Source organism: Clostridium pacaense (assembly GCF_020709765.2).
Taxonomy (GTDB): domain Bacteria; phylum Bacillota; class Clostridia; order Lachnospirales; family Lachnospiraceae; genus Enterocloster; species Enterocloster hominis.
Map to the genome: position 1 here is coordinate 1 of NZ_JAJFEB020000023.1, position 16,663 is coordinate 16,663.

General features: G+C 52.7%; 13 protein-coding genes, 1 pseudogene and 1 riboswitch. Of the genes and pseudogenes, 12 read left to right on the top strand and 2 right to left on the bottom strand.

Translation table 11 applies throughout. The features are described from left to right. The first annotated feature begins 173 nt into the window (after positions 1-173). The 3 genes and pseudogenes from LK536_RS53970 to LK536_RS53980 form a co-directional block, all read left to right on the top strand. Positions 174-1,202, top strand: coding sequence for an ABC transporter substrate-binding protein (locus LK536_RS53970; RefSeq protein WP_227796667.1), 1,029 nt, complete (start codon positions 174-176; stop codon positions 1,200-1,202). 70 nt (positions 1,203-1,272) lie between these two features. After that, a complete protein-coding gene (locus LK536_RS53975; RefSeq protein ID WP_008722536.1) occupies positions 1,273-2,028 on the top strand; it encodes an ABC transporter ATP-binding protein in 756 nt (251 codons plus the stop codon). A gap of 90 nt (positions 2,029-2,118) precedes the next feature. Further along, positions 2,119-2,232, top strand: a pseudogene (locus LK536_RS53980) (DUF6783 domain-containing protein); the annotation flags it as partial. Here the strand turns inward: LK536_RS53980 and LK536_RS53985 are convergent. Further along, a complete protein-coding gene (locus tag LK536_RS53985; RefSeq protein WP_329602496.1) occupies positions 2,182-2,340 on the bottom strand; it encodes a DUF6783 domain-containing protein in 159 nt (52 codons plus the stop codon). The pseudogene LK536_RS53980 and the gene LK536_RS53985 overlap by 51 nt on opposite strands. 59 nt (positions 2,341-2,399) lie before the next feature. Here LK536_RS53985 and LK536_RS53990 point away from each other — a divergent pair, with 59 nt between their 5' ends. The 6 genes from LK536_RS53990 (at position 2,400) to LK536_RS54015 (ending at position 12,424) form a co-directional block, all read left to right on the top strand. Next, positions 2,400-7,052 carry an EAL domain-containing protein gene (locus LK536_RS53990; protein ID WP_227796668.1) on the top strand — a complete coding sequence of 1,551 codons (4,653 nt, stop codon included), beginning with the start codon at positions 2,400-2,402 and terminating at the stop codon, positions 7,050-7,052. A 391-nt stretch (positions 7,053-7,443) separates the two neighbouring features. After that, positions 7,444-8,544 carry a TRAP transporter substrate-binding protein gene (locus tag LK536_RS53995; RefSeq protein WP_227796669.1) on the top strand — a complete coding sequence of 367 codons (1,101 nt, stop codon included), beginning with the start codon at positions 7,444-7,446 and terminating at the stop codon, positions 8,542-8,544. A gap of 77 nt (positions 8,545-8,621) precedes the next feature. Continuing rightward, positions 8,622-9,164: a TRAP transporter small permease gene (locus tag LK536_RS54000; RefSeq protein WP_025482761.1), complete on the top strand. Its 543-nt coding sequence runs from the start codon at positions 8,622-8,624 to the stop codon at positions 9,162-9,164. Beyond that, positions 9,161-10,453, top strand: coding sequence for a TRAP transporter large permease (locus tag LK536_RS54005; protein ID WP_008722569.1), 1,293 nt, complete (start codon positions 9,161-9,163; stop codon positions 10,451-10,453). The genes LK536_RS54000 and LK536_RS54005 overlap by 4 nt, the downstream gene beginning before the upstream one ends. 60 nt (positions 10,454-10,513) lie before the next feature. Beyond that, positions 10,514-11,686, top strand: coding sequence for a mandelate racemase/muconate lactonizing enzyme family protein (locus LK536_RS54010; protein WP_081739030.1), 1,173 nt, complete (start codon positions 10,514-10,516; stop codon positions 11,684-11,686). A gap of 54 nt (positions 11,687-11,740) precedes the next feature. Then, positions 11,741-12,424 (top strand): GntR family transcriptional regulator, encoded by a 684-nt coding sequence (locus LK536_RS54015; protein WP_008722574.1) that lies wholly within the window; start codon positions 11,741-11,743, stop codon positions 12,422-12,424. A 164-nt stretch (positions 12,425-12,588) separates the two neighbouring features. Here the strand turns inward: LK536_RS54015 and LK536_RS54020 are convergent, their stop codons facing one another. Beyond that, on the bottom strand, positions 12,589-13,617 hold the full coding sequence (locus LK536_RS54020) for a PTS sugar transporter subunit IIC (RefSeq protein ID WP_008722576.1): 1,029 nt from the start codon (positions 13,615-13,617) through the stop codon (positions 12,589-12,591). 232 nt (positions 13,618-13,849) lie between these two features. On the opposite strand from LK536_RS54020, the gene LK536_RS54025 reads away from it, so the two are divergent. From LK536_RS54025 to LK536_RS54035, 3 genes are all read left to right on the top strand, one after another. Then, positions 13,850-14,398, top strand: coding sequence for a phosphatase PAP2 family protein (locus tag LK536_RS54025; RefSeq protein ID WP_008722577.1), 549 nt, complete (start codon positions 13,850-13,852; stop codon positions 14,396-14,398). 20 nt (positions 14,399-14,418) lie between these two features. Next, on the top strand, positions 14,419-15,444 hold the full coding sequence (locus LK536_RS54030; RefSeq protein WP_008722579.1) for an MBL fold metallo-hydrolase: 1,026 nt from the start codon (positions 14,419-14,421) through the stop codon (positions 15,442-15,444). 267 nt (positions 15,445-15,711) lie between these two features. Beyond that, a riboswitch (THF riboswitch) is annotated at positions 15,712-15,816 on the top strand. Between the two features lie 158 nt (positions 15,817-15,974). Next, on the top strand, positions 15,975-16,541 hold the full coding sequence (locus tag LK536_RS54035; protein ID WP_008722581.1) for a folate family ECF transporter S component: 567 nt from the start codon (positions 15,975-15,977) through the stop codon (positions 16,539-16,541). Positions 16,542-16,663: the final 122 nt, after the last annotated feature.

Genomic DNA, 16,663 nt, shown 5'->3' on the forward strand with positions numbered 1-16,663 from the left:
GGCGCCAAGGACAGATGATCATGCCATGGGACAACGGCGCCAAGGACAGATGATCATGCCATGGGACAACGGCGCCAAGGACAGATGATCATGCCATGGGACAACGGCGCCAGGGACAGATGATTATGCCATGGGACAGGATGCCTGGACGGGACAGGCAGGAGGAGGAACAGATGAAAAAAACATATACAGTGATTCTGGCAGCGGCATTGCTTGGAATTGCCCTGACCGGGTGCGCGGGAGCATCCGGCAGGAGCAGTCAGGCGGCGGGTGACCGGAAGGAACAGTCCCTTAAGGAGATTACCTTTGTACTGGACTGGACGCCCAATACCAACCACACAGGCTTATATGTGGCCCAGGAAAAAGGATATTTTAAGGATGCCGGGCTTAATGTGACCATGGTGCAGCCACCGGAAAACGGCGCGGAGGTGCTGGCCGCGTCCGGCAAGGCGCAGTTTGCCATGTCCTTTCAGGACAGCCTGGCGCCTGCGTTTTCAGGCGGAAATAAGCTTCCGGTGACAGCGGTTGCGGCGGTCATCCAGCACAACACATCCGGCATCATTTCCCGGAAGGGGGAGGGGATGGACAGGCCCAGGGGACTGGAAGGCAGACAGTATGCCACCTGGGACCTTCCCATTGAAAAGGCCACTATCCGGGAGGTTGTGGAAGCGGACGGCGGGGATTTTGATAAGGTTAAGCTGATTCCCAGCATGGTTACGGATGAGGTGACTGCCCTTAAGACGAAATCAGTGGACGCCATCTGGATCTTTTATGGCTGGGCCGGGGTGAAGACGGAGCTGGAAGGACTGGAAACCGATTATTTTGCATTTGCAGACGTGGATCCCGTATTTGATTTTTACACCCCGGTCATCATTGCCAATAATGATTTCCTGGAAAATGAACCCGACACGGCAAAGGCGTTTATGGAAGCAGTGAGCCGGGGATATATGGATGCGGCCAGGGACCCGCAGGCGGCGGCGGACATCCTTTGCAAGGCGGCGCCTGAGCTGGACCCGGAACTTATAAAGGCAAGCCAGATTTACCTGGCTGATAAGTATCAGGCAGATGCAGCGCAGTGGGGATACATTTCCCCGGAACGCTGGAACGCATATTATGACTGGCTGTCCAAGAATGGGCTGACGGAGACGCCGATTGAGGAAAATACAGGCTTTTCCAATGAATATCTGCCAAAGGACGGATGACGGGAACGGATTTTTAGACACGGCCTGATCCGGATAGAGGGAAGGCGTGGCAAAGGGACGGGAGGAATACATGGCACAGCTGAAGGTTGAGGGGGTATCCAAATCCTTTGACGGGGAACCGGTCATCCGGGATATCTCCATTGAACTGCACAAGGGGGAACTGGTATCGCTGTTAGGCATCAGCGGTGGCGGTAAGACCACCCTGTTCAACATCATTGCAGGCTTAAGCACCCCGGATGAGGGGCGGGTGGTGATGGAAGGGGAGGATATAACAGGATGCCCGGGGCGGGTAAGCTATATGCTCCAGAAGGACCTGCTGTTCCCCTTCAGGACCATTGAGGATAACGTGGCCCTTCCCCTGATTATCAAGGGCGTGAAGAAAAAGGAGGCCAGACAGCAGGCAGGGGAGTATTTTGCAGGATTCGGCCTGGAGGGAACCCAGAAGAAGTATCCGGCCCAGCTCTCAGGCGGGATGCGCCAGAGGGCGGCGCTTCTTAGGACCTATCTTTTTTCCGGCAGCGTGGCGCTGTTGGATGAGCCCTTCTCCGCCCTGGACATGCTTACCAAACAGTCGGTCCACAAATGGTATCTGGACGTGATGGAGCAGATCCGCCTTTCCACCCTGTTCATTACCCATGACATTGACGAGGCAGTGCTCCTGTCTGACCGGATATACCTGCTGACAGGAAAGCCGGGCACCATAACCGGGGAAATCGTGGTGAAGGAGCCGAAACCAAGGGCAAGGGATTTTCAGGTGACGGACGTGTTCCTGGATTATAAAAAGACCATATTGAACCATCTGAAGAAGTACTCGGATGAAGTATGACATAAAAGGATTCCCATCAGTAATGGCCGGGAATCCTTTTTCCGTACTGGAGCGTGTTTGAAAATTCATTCCCGCCGTCTGCCCTAAGGAATCCACCAGAGGTACCCCCTTAGGACAAAGCACGCCCCACTTCGCGGTATATTTGGCCCCGATTCAGTCAGCGTAGCCCGCTACGCCTCCATCATCGGGACCAAATCTCCCACAAAGTGGGACGCACAGCCGACGGAAAGCAATTATCAAACACGCTCCAGGGGCCTGAAAGAAGATTCTCTGGTTGACGGGGATGCTGAAAAAAGAATATAATGGTACCATAAGTGTTAGGGAATGAATTTTCAAACACGCCCTGGCAGATTAGGGAAAAGAGGTTGTGCATGAACACGGTGAAAAGCAGCAACGAAACCAGTATTTATATTATTGATGACAATTACCGGATTGTACATTTTAATTCAACCCTTCGGGATAAGTTCCCGGAACTGCAGTGCGGTGACATATGTTATGAGAAGCTGTGCCAGGAAGTGAGGCCATGCGCACGCTGTCCCTTTAACCAGGAGGGTGACGAGGCGGTGGTATTCTATAATAAGGTGGTCCAGAAGTGGCTGGAGGTAGGGACTGGCCGGATTGAGTGGCCTGGAAAGGGCACATGCAACATGGTCCTAGTGCGCGAGATCCGTGAGGGGAATAAGAACCTGTTTTACAGCCTGACCAATATATCTGCATATGACGAGCTGTATGAGCTGAATCTAACCAGGGACAGCTACCGTCTTCTGTATCATGTGGAGGACAAGTATGTAATCCACGGCATGGAAGGAAAGCTTAGCCGGATGCTTGAGGAAGTGGCGGGGCGCATGGTCCATCCGGATGATGCTGGTTCCTTCCGGGAATTCTGGAACAGGGATACAATCAGTGAATGCCTGAAGCATGAGGGGGATAACGCGGCGCTCAAGGGACAGTTCAGGAGGCTGCGCCTGAATGGCGCCTATACCTGGGTGTCCCAGATTGTGGTACCCCTTAAGCGCGGTTCCAATGATGATGAGACCGTGATGTGCTTTATCCAGGATATCAGCGAACAGAAATCCAGGGAAGATGAGATAAAGAGGATGCTGGCCTCAAGGGACGGGGAGTTTGACCATCTGACCGGACTGCTTAGAAGGACCGTGTTCCTTAAGCGCGCCCAGGAATTCCTTTCCAAAAAGAACGGGTCATACTGTCTGGCAGCGGTTGATATAGAGCATTTCAAGCTGTTTAATGAATGGTACGGACAGGAGGAAGGGGACAGGCTTCTGGCCAGGATTGGCGGCCACCTTAAGGATATTGAGACTTCATACAACGGGATTGCAGGATATATGGGAGGGGATGATTTTGTCATCATCATCCCGGATGACAGGGAAGCCATCGGGGAACTGCAGAACCGGATCATGACGTATGTAAGGCAGAGCGGGGGAACGGCCGGTTTCCTGCCTGCCTTTGGAATCTATGGTATTGAGGACGGATCCCTGTCCATCAGCACCATGTACGACAGGGCGTGCATAGCCCTGGCATCGGTGAAGGGAAGCTACGCCAGGAGGCTGTGCCGGTATGACAGCCGTATGATGCGGGAGATGGAGGAAAACCATAAGCTGTTGTCCGAGGTGCAGAAGGGGCTGGACCATGGGGAATTCTTATTTTACGCACAGCCCAAGTGTAACCTGAGTACGGGCAAGATCGTGGGGCTGGAAGCCCTTGTGCGCTGGAACCATCCGGTCAGGGGGCTGATTCCTCCCGGCGTATTCCTCCCGCTTTTAGAGAATAACGGCCTGATTACCAAGCTGGACCTGTTCATCTGGGAAGAGGTCTGCCGGAAACTGCGCAGATGGATTGACAGGGGACACCGTCCGGTCCCCATATCGGTCAATGTTTCCAGGATGGATATCTATGCAGTGGATGTGGCCGCTGTGTTTAAGGAGCTGGCAGACAGATATGCCATTGAACCGCGTCTGTTGGAAGTGGAGATTACAGAAAGCGCTTATGTGGAAGAGTATAATGTCATTACCGGCGTGGTGGAATCACTGCGGGAGGCTGGTTTTACTGTCCTGATGGATGACTTTGGAAGCGGTTATTCCTCACTTAACATGCTGAAGGATGTCAATGTGGACGTGCTCAAGATTGACATGAAATTCCTTGAGATGGATGGCAGGTCCATGGGCAAGGGCGTGGAAATCCTGGAGGCAGTCACAAGGCTGGCCAATATCATGGGGCTGCGCATAATCGCGGAAGGGATTGAGACAAAAGAGCAGATTGATTTCCTGATGAACATGGGATGCACCTATGGACAGGGGTATTATTTCTTCCATCCCATGCCCATAGAGGTATTCGAACCCCTTCTGGCGGATGAGGATAACATAGACTTCCGGGGAATCAGGGCAAAACAGATTGAACGTGTAAGGCTTAAGGACATGCTGGAAGAGGATATTGCCAGCGATGCCATGATGAATAACATACTGGGCGCTGTTGCATTCTACGAGGTATATGACGGGCAGCTGGAGCTGCTGCGGGTAAATGAACAGTACTGCGCGCTTACAGGCACCAACGCAGTGGAACTGGAGGAACAGAGGAAATCCATCCTTAAGGATACCAGGGAAGAGGACAGGGAGTCTGCCTTTGGCATATTTACCCAGGCATATGATAATCCGCTGAAAGGGGCGGAAGGGGACCTGCGCCGCAGAAGAGGGGACGGCACCTATATGTGGATGCATCTGCGCGTGTTCTTCCTCAGGGAGCAGGATGGACGGAAGCTGTTTTACGGCGCGGTGTCCGATATTACGGAGCAGCGGCGCCGGGAACAGATGCTGGAGGCCTCCCAGAGGGCCTTATCTGCCGTGGTCCACATCTCTGAGAAGGATGAGTCCTTCATGCAGCTGGCAGAGGATAACCGCCGTGTGGCAGCGTCCATATTTGCACAGATGACGCCAGGCGGCATGATTGGCGGATACTGTGAGGATGGATTCCCGCTGTATTTTGCCAACCATGAGATGGTACGGCTTCTGGGCTATGAGACATTTGATGAACTGGCGGAAGCAATTGATTATCAGGTGGTCAATACCATCCATCCCGATGACCGGATGCGGGTGGGGAAGGATATTGGACCGGAATATTACGCAGGGCTGGAGTATACCACCACCTACAGGATGCCAAAAAAGGACGGGACCTGGTTCTGGACCCTGGATAAGGGCCGTGTAATCGAGGCAGAGGACGGGAGGCTTGCGATTGTCAGCGCGTGTACGGATATCTCTGAGACCATGGAGGCCCAGCGTCTCCTGCTGGAGAGCAACAGCAGCCTGAAACAGAGGAATGGGGAACTGAATTTCCTTAACAACGACATGCCGGGGGGATACCACCGCTGTGCCAAGAACAGTGATTTTGATTTCACATACATAAGCAACCGTTTCCTGGAAATATTCGGATATACCAGGGAGCAGATTAAGGAACTGTTTGATGACAAATTCATAAATATGGTGCATCCGGATGACAGGGACAAGGTGCAAAGAGGGGTGAACTTCCTTACCAGCAGCGAAAAACCCTATAATATGGAGTACCGGATGAAGGCAGCCAGGGGATATATCTGGGTCATTGACCAAAGCAGGCACATGATGTATGAGGGAAATGAATTCTTCCAGGGAGTGGTCCTGGATGTGACGGAGCTGGTAACCCTGCGGGAGCGTCTTCAGCTGCTTCTGGCCCATGTGCCGGAGGATTTTGTCCTTGTCAGCTGCCATGACGGAAGGTTTGAACATGAAATCATTGCTGACGGGCTGGCACGGACCATGGGCTATTCCAGGGAAGGGTATCTGGAACTTTTAAAGGACGGAGGATATCTGAAGGGACAGACGGGCCATGGATTTGAAACCCTGCTCCGCGAAATCAGGGAAATGTCGGAAAAAGGCGGAAGCTTTGTACATATATCACCGTTCCTGTGCAGGGGCGGCAGGCGTATGTGGATCAGGACAGAGGCCATGTCCGTGGAGCGTACGGTCAATGAAACCATTTACCTGTTTAATTACAAGGATGTGACCGGTATACAGGAGAAAAGGATGGAGCTGGACCTTCTGGGACGGAAACAGGAATCCATCCTCAGGCTGGCTGATATTAACAGCTGGGAGTGGGATCTCAGACAGGATACCCTGGTACTGACCAATGTGACGGATTCAAACTTCATGAAGTATTTCTGCAGCAGGAGAAGGGAGGCGGGGAACGTCATACGCGGCCTGTCCCAATGCCTGGAAACCCTGACATGCATTCCCGGTGAATACAGGCAGGCGTTACATGCCTTTAATGAAAAGCTTCGCACGGACCGGAGCGGGGAGACCCTTGTTTTTGAATTCCCTGTGGCTGCAAAGGACGATTCCATGGTGTGGTTCAGGACAGCGGCCCAGACGCTGGTGGATGAAGACAATACCCCGGTGGTCGTGGTGGGATATACCACGGATATTACCGAGACCAGGCTGCAAAGCCAGATGCTGACAAGGATGGCCTCCACAGACCCCCTGACCGGGCTTTTAAACCGCCAGTCCGCCATACCGGCCATACAGGCTTACCTGGCCCAGGGAACACGGAATCCATCATCCCTGATCATGTTTGACCTGGATAATTTTAAGCTGGCCAATGATGTGTTTGGACATGATTTTGGGGATACCATGATTGTCCAGAATGCAAGAAAGCTGAAAAGTTATTTCCGCAGCGATGACATCGTATGCCGTATTGGAGGGGATGAGTTCATCGTCCTGTGCAAGAATATCAGCGAAAAGGATGTGGAGGCAAAGCTGGTCAGGATTGTGGATGAAATGTCCATGACACGCCGCGGGGGAGGACGCGATATCGTATTCTCCCTTTCGGCGGGCTATGTCATGGTCCCGGAGCAGGGGACGGATTTCGATGACCTTTACCATAAGGCGGATGTAGCGCTGTTTGCAGCCAAGATGTGCGGCAAGTGCGCGTTCAGGAAGTATGAGGCTTCCATGAAGAACATCAGGATTGAGCTGGCGGAGTGACGGGGATGGCAAAGGACTGACTGGATGATTGATATGATCTGAAAATGGAAATTCAAATGAGGGAGGCTGAAAAACGATGCTGGCCAGTTTTTCAGCCTCTCTTTTTTGATGCTTTGATTTTTAATATTAGACCTAATATAAAAGCGAGAAAACTTACTAACATGTCATGCAATATCAGGTCTAATTTAATGCGTAAACCAATGAGAATAGTTAATGATATCAATTATTATTGTAATATCTGCATAATATTAGACCTAAAATTTAATGAATATTGCATATAGACACAGTGGCAATAAATTTATATAATAATCCCATGAAACAAAATTAGACCTAATATTTACAAACAACATGGGTCGGGGAATCAACACCGAAAAAGCAAAGGAGAATCATTATGAAATCAAGAAAAATCATGGCGTTACTTTGTTGTACCGTACTGGCAGCCGGTCTGACCGGATGCGGCGGTTCAGGGACATCCTCCCAGGTTACATCCGCAGCCGGACAGGAAGCGGCAGGGACCTCAGAGGCGGCAGGACAGAAAAGTGAAGGGGCCGCGGCTTCATCAGATGCAGCCTCGCAGGATGACAAGACCTTTAACATCGACCTGGCCACGGCCTATGCGTCCGATGGTCCGGCCGGAATGGCCCTTCTACAGTTTGTGGCAGATGTGGCGGAGCAGTCCGGCGGCACCATCAACATCAGCCTTTTTGCAGACGGGACCCTGGGAAGCGCTTCCGACAACTATTCCTCCGTGGCCAGCGGGGACCTGGACATGGCCATGACCGGATTGGAGGGACTGGATCTTTACGCACCTGAATACACCTTCCTGGACTGCCCGTTCCTGATTAAGGACGAAGCCCACCTGAAAGCCCTGCTGGACAGCGGGATTGGTGATAAACTGAAAGAACGCTATGAAGAAAATGGTTTCGTGACCCTGGGCTGGCACCAGAGGGATGTCCGTGAACTGGCTTCCAACAAGGAAGTGAAGTCCCCGGCCGATGTAGCCGGATTAAAACTCCGTCTTCCAGGCATGACCGTGTACGTGGATACATGGAGCGCGCTGAATGTAAGTTCCACCACGGTTGCCATGAGTGAACTTTATACGGCCCTGCAGACCAAGGTGGCAGAGGCCTGCGAGGGCGGCTATGAGCAGATGGATACCCTGAAGCTTTATGAGGTGCAGAAGAATATTGCTGAGACAGACCATGTATATGAGTTTGTGGGATTGTTCATCAACAAGGACCTGTACGATTCCATGAGCGACAGCCAGAGGCAGGTATTGAATGACTGTGCGGCTAAGGACCTGGCCTATGCGGACCAGCTGGCCAAGGAAAACAGGGAGCAGTACAAGAAGGACTGCCTGGACGGAGGCATGACGTTAGTGGATGTGGACCGTGATGCATTCCGCGATGCCCTGACGGATTATTACAAGCAGCAGTTTGAGACAAAATGGACTGTATCTACATATGACGAGGTCATGAGCTACGCAAAATAACAGGACAATCCGGCCGGGGCAGCGGGCAGTATTTTGGCCCTGTTACCCGGCTGGTTTCATCAAGGAGGTCTTCCCGCATGTTCAAAAAAATCGCACACTGTTATCTTAAAATAGTGGAAACCGTCTGTGTATTCCTTCTGCTTTTAATCCTGGCCTGCATGTGTATCCAGATTTCCTGCCGTCTGCTTACCATTGGACAGAATTTTACAGAGGAGCTTTCAAGGCTGAGCTTCAGTCTCCTTATCTTCCTTGGGGCGCCGCTGGCGCTGACAGAGGGAGCGGACATTGCTGTTGATATGGTTGTGAATATGCTTCCCCAGGCAGCACAGAGGATCATCAGCATCCTGGTCAGTGCCCTCACAGCGGTCTTCAGCGTGTTCTGTATCCGCAGCCTGATTACATTTACAGGAAGCAACCAGGGCGTCACCGCTGTTTCCATGACATGGATAAAAATGAACTGGCTTTACTATGCGTTCATGTTTTCCTTTGGCTGCATGCTGGTTGTCTCAATCATAAAAGCAGGAGCCGCCATCCTTGGAAAACCCCAGACCATGGATATTAACGCAGAAGCAAAAGAAAAGGCTTTGCAGGAAGAAAAGGAGGTTGACCTGGGCATATGAAACTTATTATAATTGTAATCCTGATCTGCATGCTGGCCCTGTTCCTGTTAAAGGTCCCGGTATATATCAGCATGGCCCTTACCGGCTGTGCTTTGATGATGGCTACCACCGGAATGAAGTGGAGTATACTAAGCCAATATCTGTATACAGGTACCAACTCATTCACCCTGCTGGCAATCCCCCTGTTCCTTCTGGCCGCCAAGCTGATGAATACGGGCGGGATAACGAGGAAGCTGTTTGCGTTCTGTATGAAGGTGGTGGGCTGGCTTCCGGGAGGCCTGGGCCATGTGAATATCCTGTCCAGCGTGATTTTTGCCGGGATGTCCGGCACCGCCGTGTCGGATGCCGGCGGGCTGGGGGCCATCGAAATCAGGGCCATGAATGAAAATGGATTCGACAATGACTTTTCATGCTGTGTAACAGCCGCTTCCTCCACGCTGGGCCCGATCATACCCCCAAGCATCCCACTGGTGGTATATGCCACCGTGTCCGGCGCATCCGTTGGGGCTTTGTTCATGGCTGGAATCGTACCTGGCATTGTAATGGCATTCATCATGATGGTGGTCGTCACCATCTATGCGGTCAGGCGTCATTATCCCAGGACCAAATTCCCCACTGCCAGGGAGTTTTTCCACGCGCTGAGGGAAGGTATCCTTCCGCTCATGGCCCCCTTCATCCTGCTGGTGGGCATCTACGGCGGCGTGTTCACCCCCACCGAAAGCGCTGCCATCGTGGTGCTTTACAGCCTTGTGCTGGATGTATTCGTTTACCGTGAACTGACCATGAAGAAATTCATCGCCATCCTGCGGGAGACCGTAAGGGATTCCCTCACCATTGCCCTGATCATAGCAGGCGCCACCTTCTTTGGCTATGTGGCGACCAGGGCCAAGATCCCGCAGATGATACTGGCTTCCATGACCAGCATCGTGTCCAATAAGTTCACGCTGTTAATCATCATCAACGTGTTCCTGCTGATCATCGGCTGCTTTCTGGAGACTGCGTCGGCCATTACCATTGTGGTTCCGCTGATCCTTCCGCTTCTGGCTGCCTATGACATCAACCTGACCCAGTTTGGCATTGTCATGGTGCTGAACCTGATGATCGGGCTTCTGACTCCTCCGTTTGGGTTGGTCCTTTTTGTCATCAGCAAGATTGGCCATATTTCCATCGGAAGGTTTTCCAAAGCCCTGGTGCCGTGGCTGGGCGCCCTTCTGGCAGCCCTGTTGCTGGTTACCTTTGTCCCCCAGTTAAGCCTGTGGTTCCCCACCCTGTTGGGGATGAGCGTGTGATGATGGCTCTCCGGGATGTGTTTTGATATTGTATCTATTAAGAAAGAAGAGGAAATTACCATGAAAATCACAGCAGTAAAAGGAATCCCCCTGGGCTGTACCTGTTCCCCCATCAGTGACGCCCTGTCAACCTCTGCTGCCAGACAGGCGCTTCTTGTGAGGATAGAGACTGACTCCGGATATTACGGAATCGGTGAGGCATTTACATACGGGGCCCCGCTGGCTGTCATGAAGTACATTGTGGAAATGCAGCTGGCCCCCATCCTGGTTGACCAGGACCCGGCGCGGATTGAATTGCATTGGAACACCATGTACTGGCGCACCATTGCCCATGGCCGCAGAAGCATGGTAATGGGAGCAATCAGCGGTATTGACATTGCACTCTGGGATCTGTTGGGAAAAATCTGCCATATGCCTGTGTATAAGCTTCTGGGCGCGTGTTCGGATACGGTACCGTCCTATGCCAGCGGAGGTTTTTATGCACCGGGCAAAGGGATTGACGGGCTGAGGGCAGAACTTGAGGGATATATGGAAAAAGGCTATCAGGATGCTAAAATCAAGATTGGGCGCAACCTGGACCGTCCCGGTTCCCCGCTGCGTTACATGGCGAACCAGGAATACAGCGTGACCGTGGAAGAGGATATCAGGCGCATGGAGACAGCCAGGGAGATCCTTGGGCCGGGCCGCCTGATTGTGGATACCAATGCGTCCTGGGATTCCTATACGGCCATCCAGGCCGGGCCGGAGCTGCACCGCCTGGGTGTGTGCTGGCTGGAGGAGCCGGTTCCCTTTGAGGACCTGGAGGGGATGCAGCGGATTTCCAGGGAGCTGCCTGACATACTGGTGGCGGGCTGTGAGACACAGCAGGGGCTGAAGAATTTTGAAACCATGGTGCGCATGGATGCGGTTGATATCCTGCAGCCCGACATCGGCTGGGCGGGAGGATTCACGGAGTGCCGCAAGATTGGCGCCATGGGAGAGGCGGCCGGACGGAAGGTTTCCCTCCACTGCTTTGGTTCCGCCGTGCTGTTTGGGGCCAGCCTGCACCTGGCGGCATCCATGGCCAATACGGAAATGATGGAATCCGAGGAGAATCCCAATCCTCTGAAGACAGACATTGTCAAAGAGCCGTTCCAGGCAGACCGCCATATGAACTTTTACGTCCCCCAGGGGGATGGTTTGGGGGTTGAGCTGGACTGGACGAAATTGGAAAAATATATTATAATGATGTAAAATAACTGGAATTAAGATTCAATAAGGTCCAGTGCTGCAGGGGAGAGTTGCCACATGGGAAAGAGGCATGAAGGACCTGAGCTGCTTGCGGATGAGGTGGCACAGAAAATCAGGGCAAAGATTCAGAATCAACAATATCAGCCAGGGGACCGCCTTACCGTACGTCTGCTCTGCGAGGAATTCGGGACCAGCGAGACCCCGGTTAAACAGGCGCTTAACCAGCTGGTCGCAACGGGCCTTGTGGTATCCATACCAAAGTGCGGCATGAAGGTGCGGACCTTTAACTTCCAAGACATGAAGGACAACTGGGAGGCGCGCCTGATGATAGAGCAGTTCTGCGCCGTGCCTGCAGTGGAGCGCGTACGCCATGACGAGGATTTTGTAAAGCATATCCAGGACATACTGGATATCTCCAACCGCGAATACGGCAAGTGCATTGCGGATTTTACAAAAGAGAACTTCAACCTCCTCACCGAGCATGACCGCATGCTGCACACGGAACTGGTCAGATGCAGCCGCAACCAGCAGATCATGAATATGTACAACAGCCTGAATGCCCACTCCTGCATGTTCGCAGGATATGGCTGCCACACCCCGGAGACCCTGCGCCAGGTACAGAACCAGCACACGGAGATAGTGGACCAGCTGCTGCTGTGTGATGTGGATGGACTGAGGAAGGCGCTGGAATCCCACATTTACAGTACGGTCCAGATTTACAGGTCGGCTTGGAAGGAATAGGCTTCCGGGCAAAGGCGGTGAAAGGTGATGCCTGAAAGAAATGATGAAAGGAATTACCATGGAAAGATGTCATAAAACAGACAGGAAGACAGGAACCCACCGTCCGGCGGATTCCTGTCTTCCTGTCTGTTCATATCCCTGCCGGACGGCAGTGGTTCCTATTTCTAAAGGTCCAGCTTCAGATCCCCTTCTTTGATCCATCCCATCTTCCTTAAAATCTCACCAAAGATAAAAGTAAGGACTGCAGGAAGCACAAAGCACACCATAAGGATTCCAATCCACATACTGGAACCGCCTCCCATGGCGGTATAGATCCCGATGGGGCCTACCAGGCCGCAGGTGCCCATGCCTGAACCGGCAGGGATGTTCTGGAGACGGAAGACCATGGTGGCAATGGGTCCGGTTATCATGGATGCCAGTGTGGGAGGTATCCAGATGCGCGGGTTCAGGACGATGTTGCCCATCTGAAGCATGCTGGTGCCAAGCCCCTGGGCCATCAGGCCGCCAATCTTATTCTCCCGGTAGCTCATGACTGCGAAGCCGATCATCTGGGCACAGCAGCCCGCCGTGGCAGCGCCCCCCGCAAGTCCGTCCAGGGAAAGGGCGATGCAGATGGCCGCGCTGCTGATGGGGAGGGTGAGGGCAATGCCGATAAGGGCTGAAACCAGGATACCCATGATGAAGGGCTGCATTTCCGTGGCGGTCTTGACCAGGTTGCCGAACCAGTCCATGAATCCGGCAACCCCGGGACCTACAAACTGGGCAATGAGCACGCCGGAGATGATGGTGACGCCGGGAGTCACGATGATGTCCAGGCGGGTTTCCTTGGATACGATCTTGCCAAGCTCCGCCGCCACGATGGTGGCCACCAGGGCGCCTACGGGGCCGCCCAGGGTGTTGCCGGCGATTCCCACGGTGGCTGCGGAGAACAGTACCAGCTGCGGTGCCTTTAAGGCATGGGCAATGGCGATTCCCAGCGCAGCGCCTGTGGCGCTTTTGGCATAGTCTGCAATCACGTTGAAGATTTCAATACCGAACTGCTGGCCCAGGGTACCGAAGATGGTCCCGATGAGCAGGGATGCAAAAAGGCCGAAGGCCATGGCTCCCAGCGCATCAATCAGATAGGTCTGTACGGTGATGTTCACATTTTTTCGTTTCAGAAACTCCTTGACACTCGTCGATTTCATACTCATACGCTCCCTCTTTTTGCGGTTTCGGAAAAATACATCCTAATGCGTTTTCCAACCATGCTTTAGTTAGGGATTTTATCATAGTTTTATAAAAATGCAAGTTATTTCGATTAGAATGCACTAAATTGTGAAAATATTAACATATTGCAAATTTATAGGCAGTGGGATATAATGGTACGAACAGGGGACATTATTTTTAGAACTGCATTGCATGAGCTTCAGCGGTCAGAGAGAGGTGGACAAAATCGAATTCCGTTTTTTATATTTACTGCAGGAGCTGCACACTCCGCTGGTTGATGGGCTTATGACCTTCATCACATCCCTGGGGGACCATGGCATATTCTGGCTGTTGCTGGCCGCCGTGCTTTTTGCGGTCCCAAGGACCAGGATGATGGGCGGGTGCATGCTGGTATCCATCGGTATCGGTTTCCTTCTGGGGAATGTGGCCCTTAAGAACATGGCTGCCAGACAGCGTCCCTGCTGGCTGGATCCGTCGGTACAGCTGCTGGTCCAGGTTCCCAGGGATTTTTCATTTCCATCCGGGCATTCCATGGTTAGCTTTGAAGGGGCGGTTACTGTTTTCATGTTTAACAGGAAGTGGGGGATACCGGCCTTGATGCTGGCTGTGCTGATTGCATTTTCCAGGCTGTATCTGTTTGTGCATTTCCCCACGGATGTGCTGGCAGGAGCGGCGTTGGGGACCGTGATTGCCTGGTGTGTGGCAAGGACGGCAAAAAGGCGGCGCTTAAATGATCCTCCCCGGACAATGACAGAAAAATCGTGACAGAAAGACAGGTGGCAGATATGTTGGAACGCGCACCGGGTATCTATGAAGTGGTGCTTCACAGCAATCAGAAAAGCATTGATGAGATAAAGATTTTCCTCATTCCCGGCAGGGAAGGGGAGCGCAGCCTGATGGTGGATGCCGGTTTCAGGAAAAGGCAGTGCCTGGAAACCATGGAGGAAGCCATGGGAAGCCTTGGGATTACGTATGATAAGCTGGATATTTTCCTGACCCACAAGCACCATGACCACTGCGGGCTGGCCAGCGTCTATGCGGAGCGGGGGGCCAGGCTGTTCATGAACCCCCAGGAAGACAGGCATTGCTATGACTGCCTGTACTATAACCACAGCCATGGTTCGAAAGAGGACCAGCCAGAGGTGCTGAGGGCCGTGGGCGTGACAGAGGAAGGGACGCCCGAGGTCTGGAACATGTTCATGGAAGTGAACCGGCGGGTCAGCGAGCACAAGGGCTGGGAATTTGAGATTCCGGGATTTTCCTATACGCCTGTGAAGGCGGGGCAGATCCTTTCCTATGGAGGATATGATTTTGAGGCAGTGCCCCTTAAGGGACATACCTTCGGGCAGCTGGGGCTTTATGAAAAGAACCGCAGGATACTGTTCTGCGCGGACCAGGTCATTGACGGGATTGTCCCCATTGTGGGTACCACCTACCCGGATGAGCACCTGCTGATGGGGTATTTTGAATCTCTGGAGCATTTTAAGCATGAGTATGCGGACTGCCTGGTGCTGCCGGCCCATAAGCTTCCGGTGGCGGATGTGAAGCGGGTGGTGAACCGGATTGTGTTTGCCTATCTTGACAAGACGGACCTGATTAAGCATATCCTGGACCATGGCCATCACAGGATGACCACCAAGGAGGTGGCATGCCTGGCTTATGGCATGGAGTCCGTGCCAAGGGATGAGGCGGAGTTCATCAAGCTTAAGATGGTGATCAGCAAGACATTTTCCTGTCTCGAATACCTGTATGACACGGACTTCGCCATCCGTTCCAAGGAGGATGGGATTTATTACTGGGAATCCCCGTAGGCGCCTTTGTTCAACAAATATTAGCAAGGATTCTCCCATCCTCTAAGGTGATGAGATGAATTGCCAAAAACAAACTTAACGGCAGTGGTGGGCGGAGAGTAATCGGTATCCCCCACTGCCATGAGGTCAACCACGCATCTACGTAGGATGCAGTCGCACTTCGACAATATACCGAGCGTGGATTGAAACAAAAAGTGCTTGCATATTTCACCATATGGTGTATAGTATAGTAAGTGCCGTGTTGAACGGCATAATAAAATATTGAAGAGCAGAGTAGGCATATGTGCGTTAAGTGCCGGCTGAACAGGGAGTTGTCAGCTGGACGAAAGGAACCTTCGGTTTCCTGCGGTACATAAGCCGCATCCCGCTGCATACAGAGATGATGGAGCGGCCTGACTGCGCGGATTTTCCGTGCAGGGCCGCTTTTTGTGCCTTCCATGGATGCACCGCCGTGCGCGGGGCAGCCCAATGGCAATACCTGGCATGCTCTCCGTCTGTAGTACGAGAAATCTGCAAAGGAGGTAATTGCCATGAAACGATTCAATGAAACATTCACAAGTTCTTTCCGGGAACTGAAGCAGGTGAGGACCATCACGGTCTGCGCCATGCTGGCAGCCATCGGTGTGATCCTGGGCTCCCTGACCATCTACATAACAGATACGGTCAGGGTAGGCTTTTCCGGGATTCCCAACATGCTGGCCGCCTATCTGTTCGGCCCTGTGGCCGGGGGCGTGTTTGCCGGCGCCCTGGATATCCTCAAGTACCTGGTAAAACCAATGGGGCCATTCATGCCGGCCCTGACCCTGATCGTGGCGTTAAAGGGCCTGCTGTACGGATGCGCGTTCTACAAAAAGCCCATCAGCTTCTGGCGGGTACTGGCAATCCAGCTGGTGGTTGCCATTGTCTGTAACCTGCTCTTAAACACATGGGCGCTTTCCCTGTTATACGGAAAGGCATTCATGGCAATGCTGATACCGCGTATCATGAGGAACCTGATTATGTGGCCCATCGATTCCCTGATCTTCTTCAATGTGGCAAAGATACTGGAGGTGACAGGGGTGTTCCGTGCCCTGGGCAGGAGCAGGGCTGCCGCATAAAAGTTATTTTATTAACGGATGAAAAATTTAACAATATCCAGGAATGGGAAAATGCCTCCGGCGGACCTGTAAAATGGTCTGCCGGAGGCATTTTCCCGTATAAAGGCCCAGGGCAGGGCCGT

Excerpts from the sequence above, each read along its gene's own strand:
- LK536_RS54005 (WP_008722569.1), top strand. The coding sequence starts at position 9,161 with ATGAAACTTATTATAATTGTAATCCTGATCTGCATGCTGGCCCTGTTC.
- LK536_RS53995 (WP_227796669.1), top strand. The coding sequence starts at position 7,444 with ATGAAATCAAGAAAAATCATGGCGTTACTTTGTTGTACCGTACTGGCA.
- LK536_RS54020 (WP_008722576.1), bottom strand. The coding sequence starts at position 13,617 with ATGAGTATGAAATCGACGAGTGTCAAGGAGTTTCTGAAACGAAAAAAT.
- LK536_RS54000 (WP_025482761.1), top strand. The coding sequence starts at position 8,622 with ATGTTCAAAAAAATCGCACACTGTTATCTTAAAATAGTGGAAACCGTC.
- LK536_RS54035 (WP_008722581.1), top strand. The coding sequence starts at position 15,975 with ATGAAACGATTCAATGAAACATTCACAAGTTCTTTCCGGGAACTGAAG.
- LK536_RS54030 (WP_008722579.1), top strand. The coding sequence starts at position 14,419 with ATGTTGGAACGCGCACCGGGTATCTATGAAGTGGTGCTTCACAGCAAT.
- LK536_RS53990 (WP_227796668.1), top strand. The coding sequence starts at position 2,400 with ATGAACACGGTGAAAAGCAGCAACGAAACCAGTATTTATATTATTGAT.
- LK536_RS53970 (WP_227796667.1), top strand. The coding sequence starts at position 174 with ATGAAAAAAACATATACAGTGATTCTGGCAGCGGCATTGCTTGGAATT.
- LK536_RS53985 (WP_329602496.1), bottom strand. The coding sequence starts at position 2,340 with ATGGTACCATTATATTCTTTTTTCAGCATCCCCGTCAACCAGAGAATC.
- LK536_RS54010 (WP_081739030.1), top strand. The coding sequence starts at position 10,514 with ATGAAAATCACAGCAGTAAAAGGAATCCCCCTGGGCTGTACCTGTTCC.
- LK536_RS53975 (WP_008722536.1), top strand. The coding sequence starts at position 1,273 with ATGGCACAGCTGAAGGTTGAGGGGGTATCCAAATCCTTTGACGGGGAA.
- LK536_RS54015 (WP_008722574.1), top strand. The coding sequence starts at position 11,741 with ATGGGAAAGAGGCATGAAGGACCTGAGCTGCTTGCGGATGAGGTGGCA.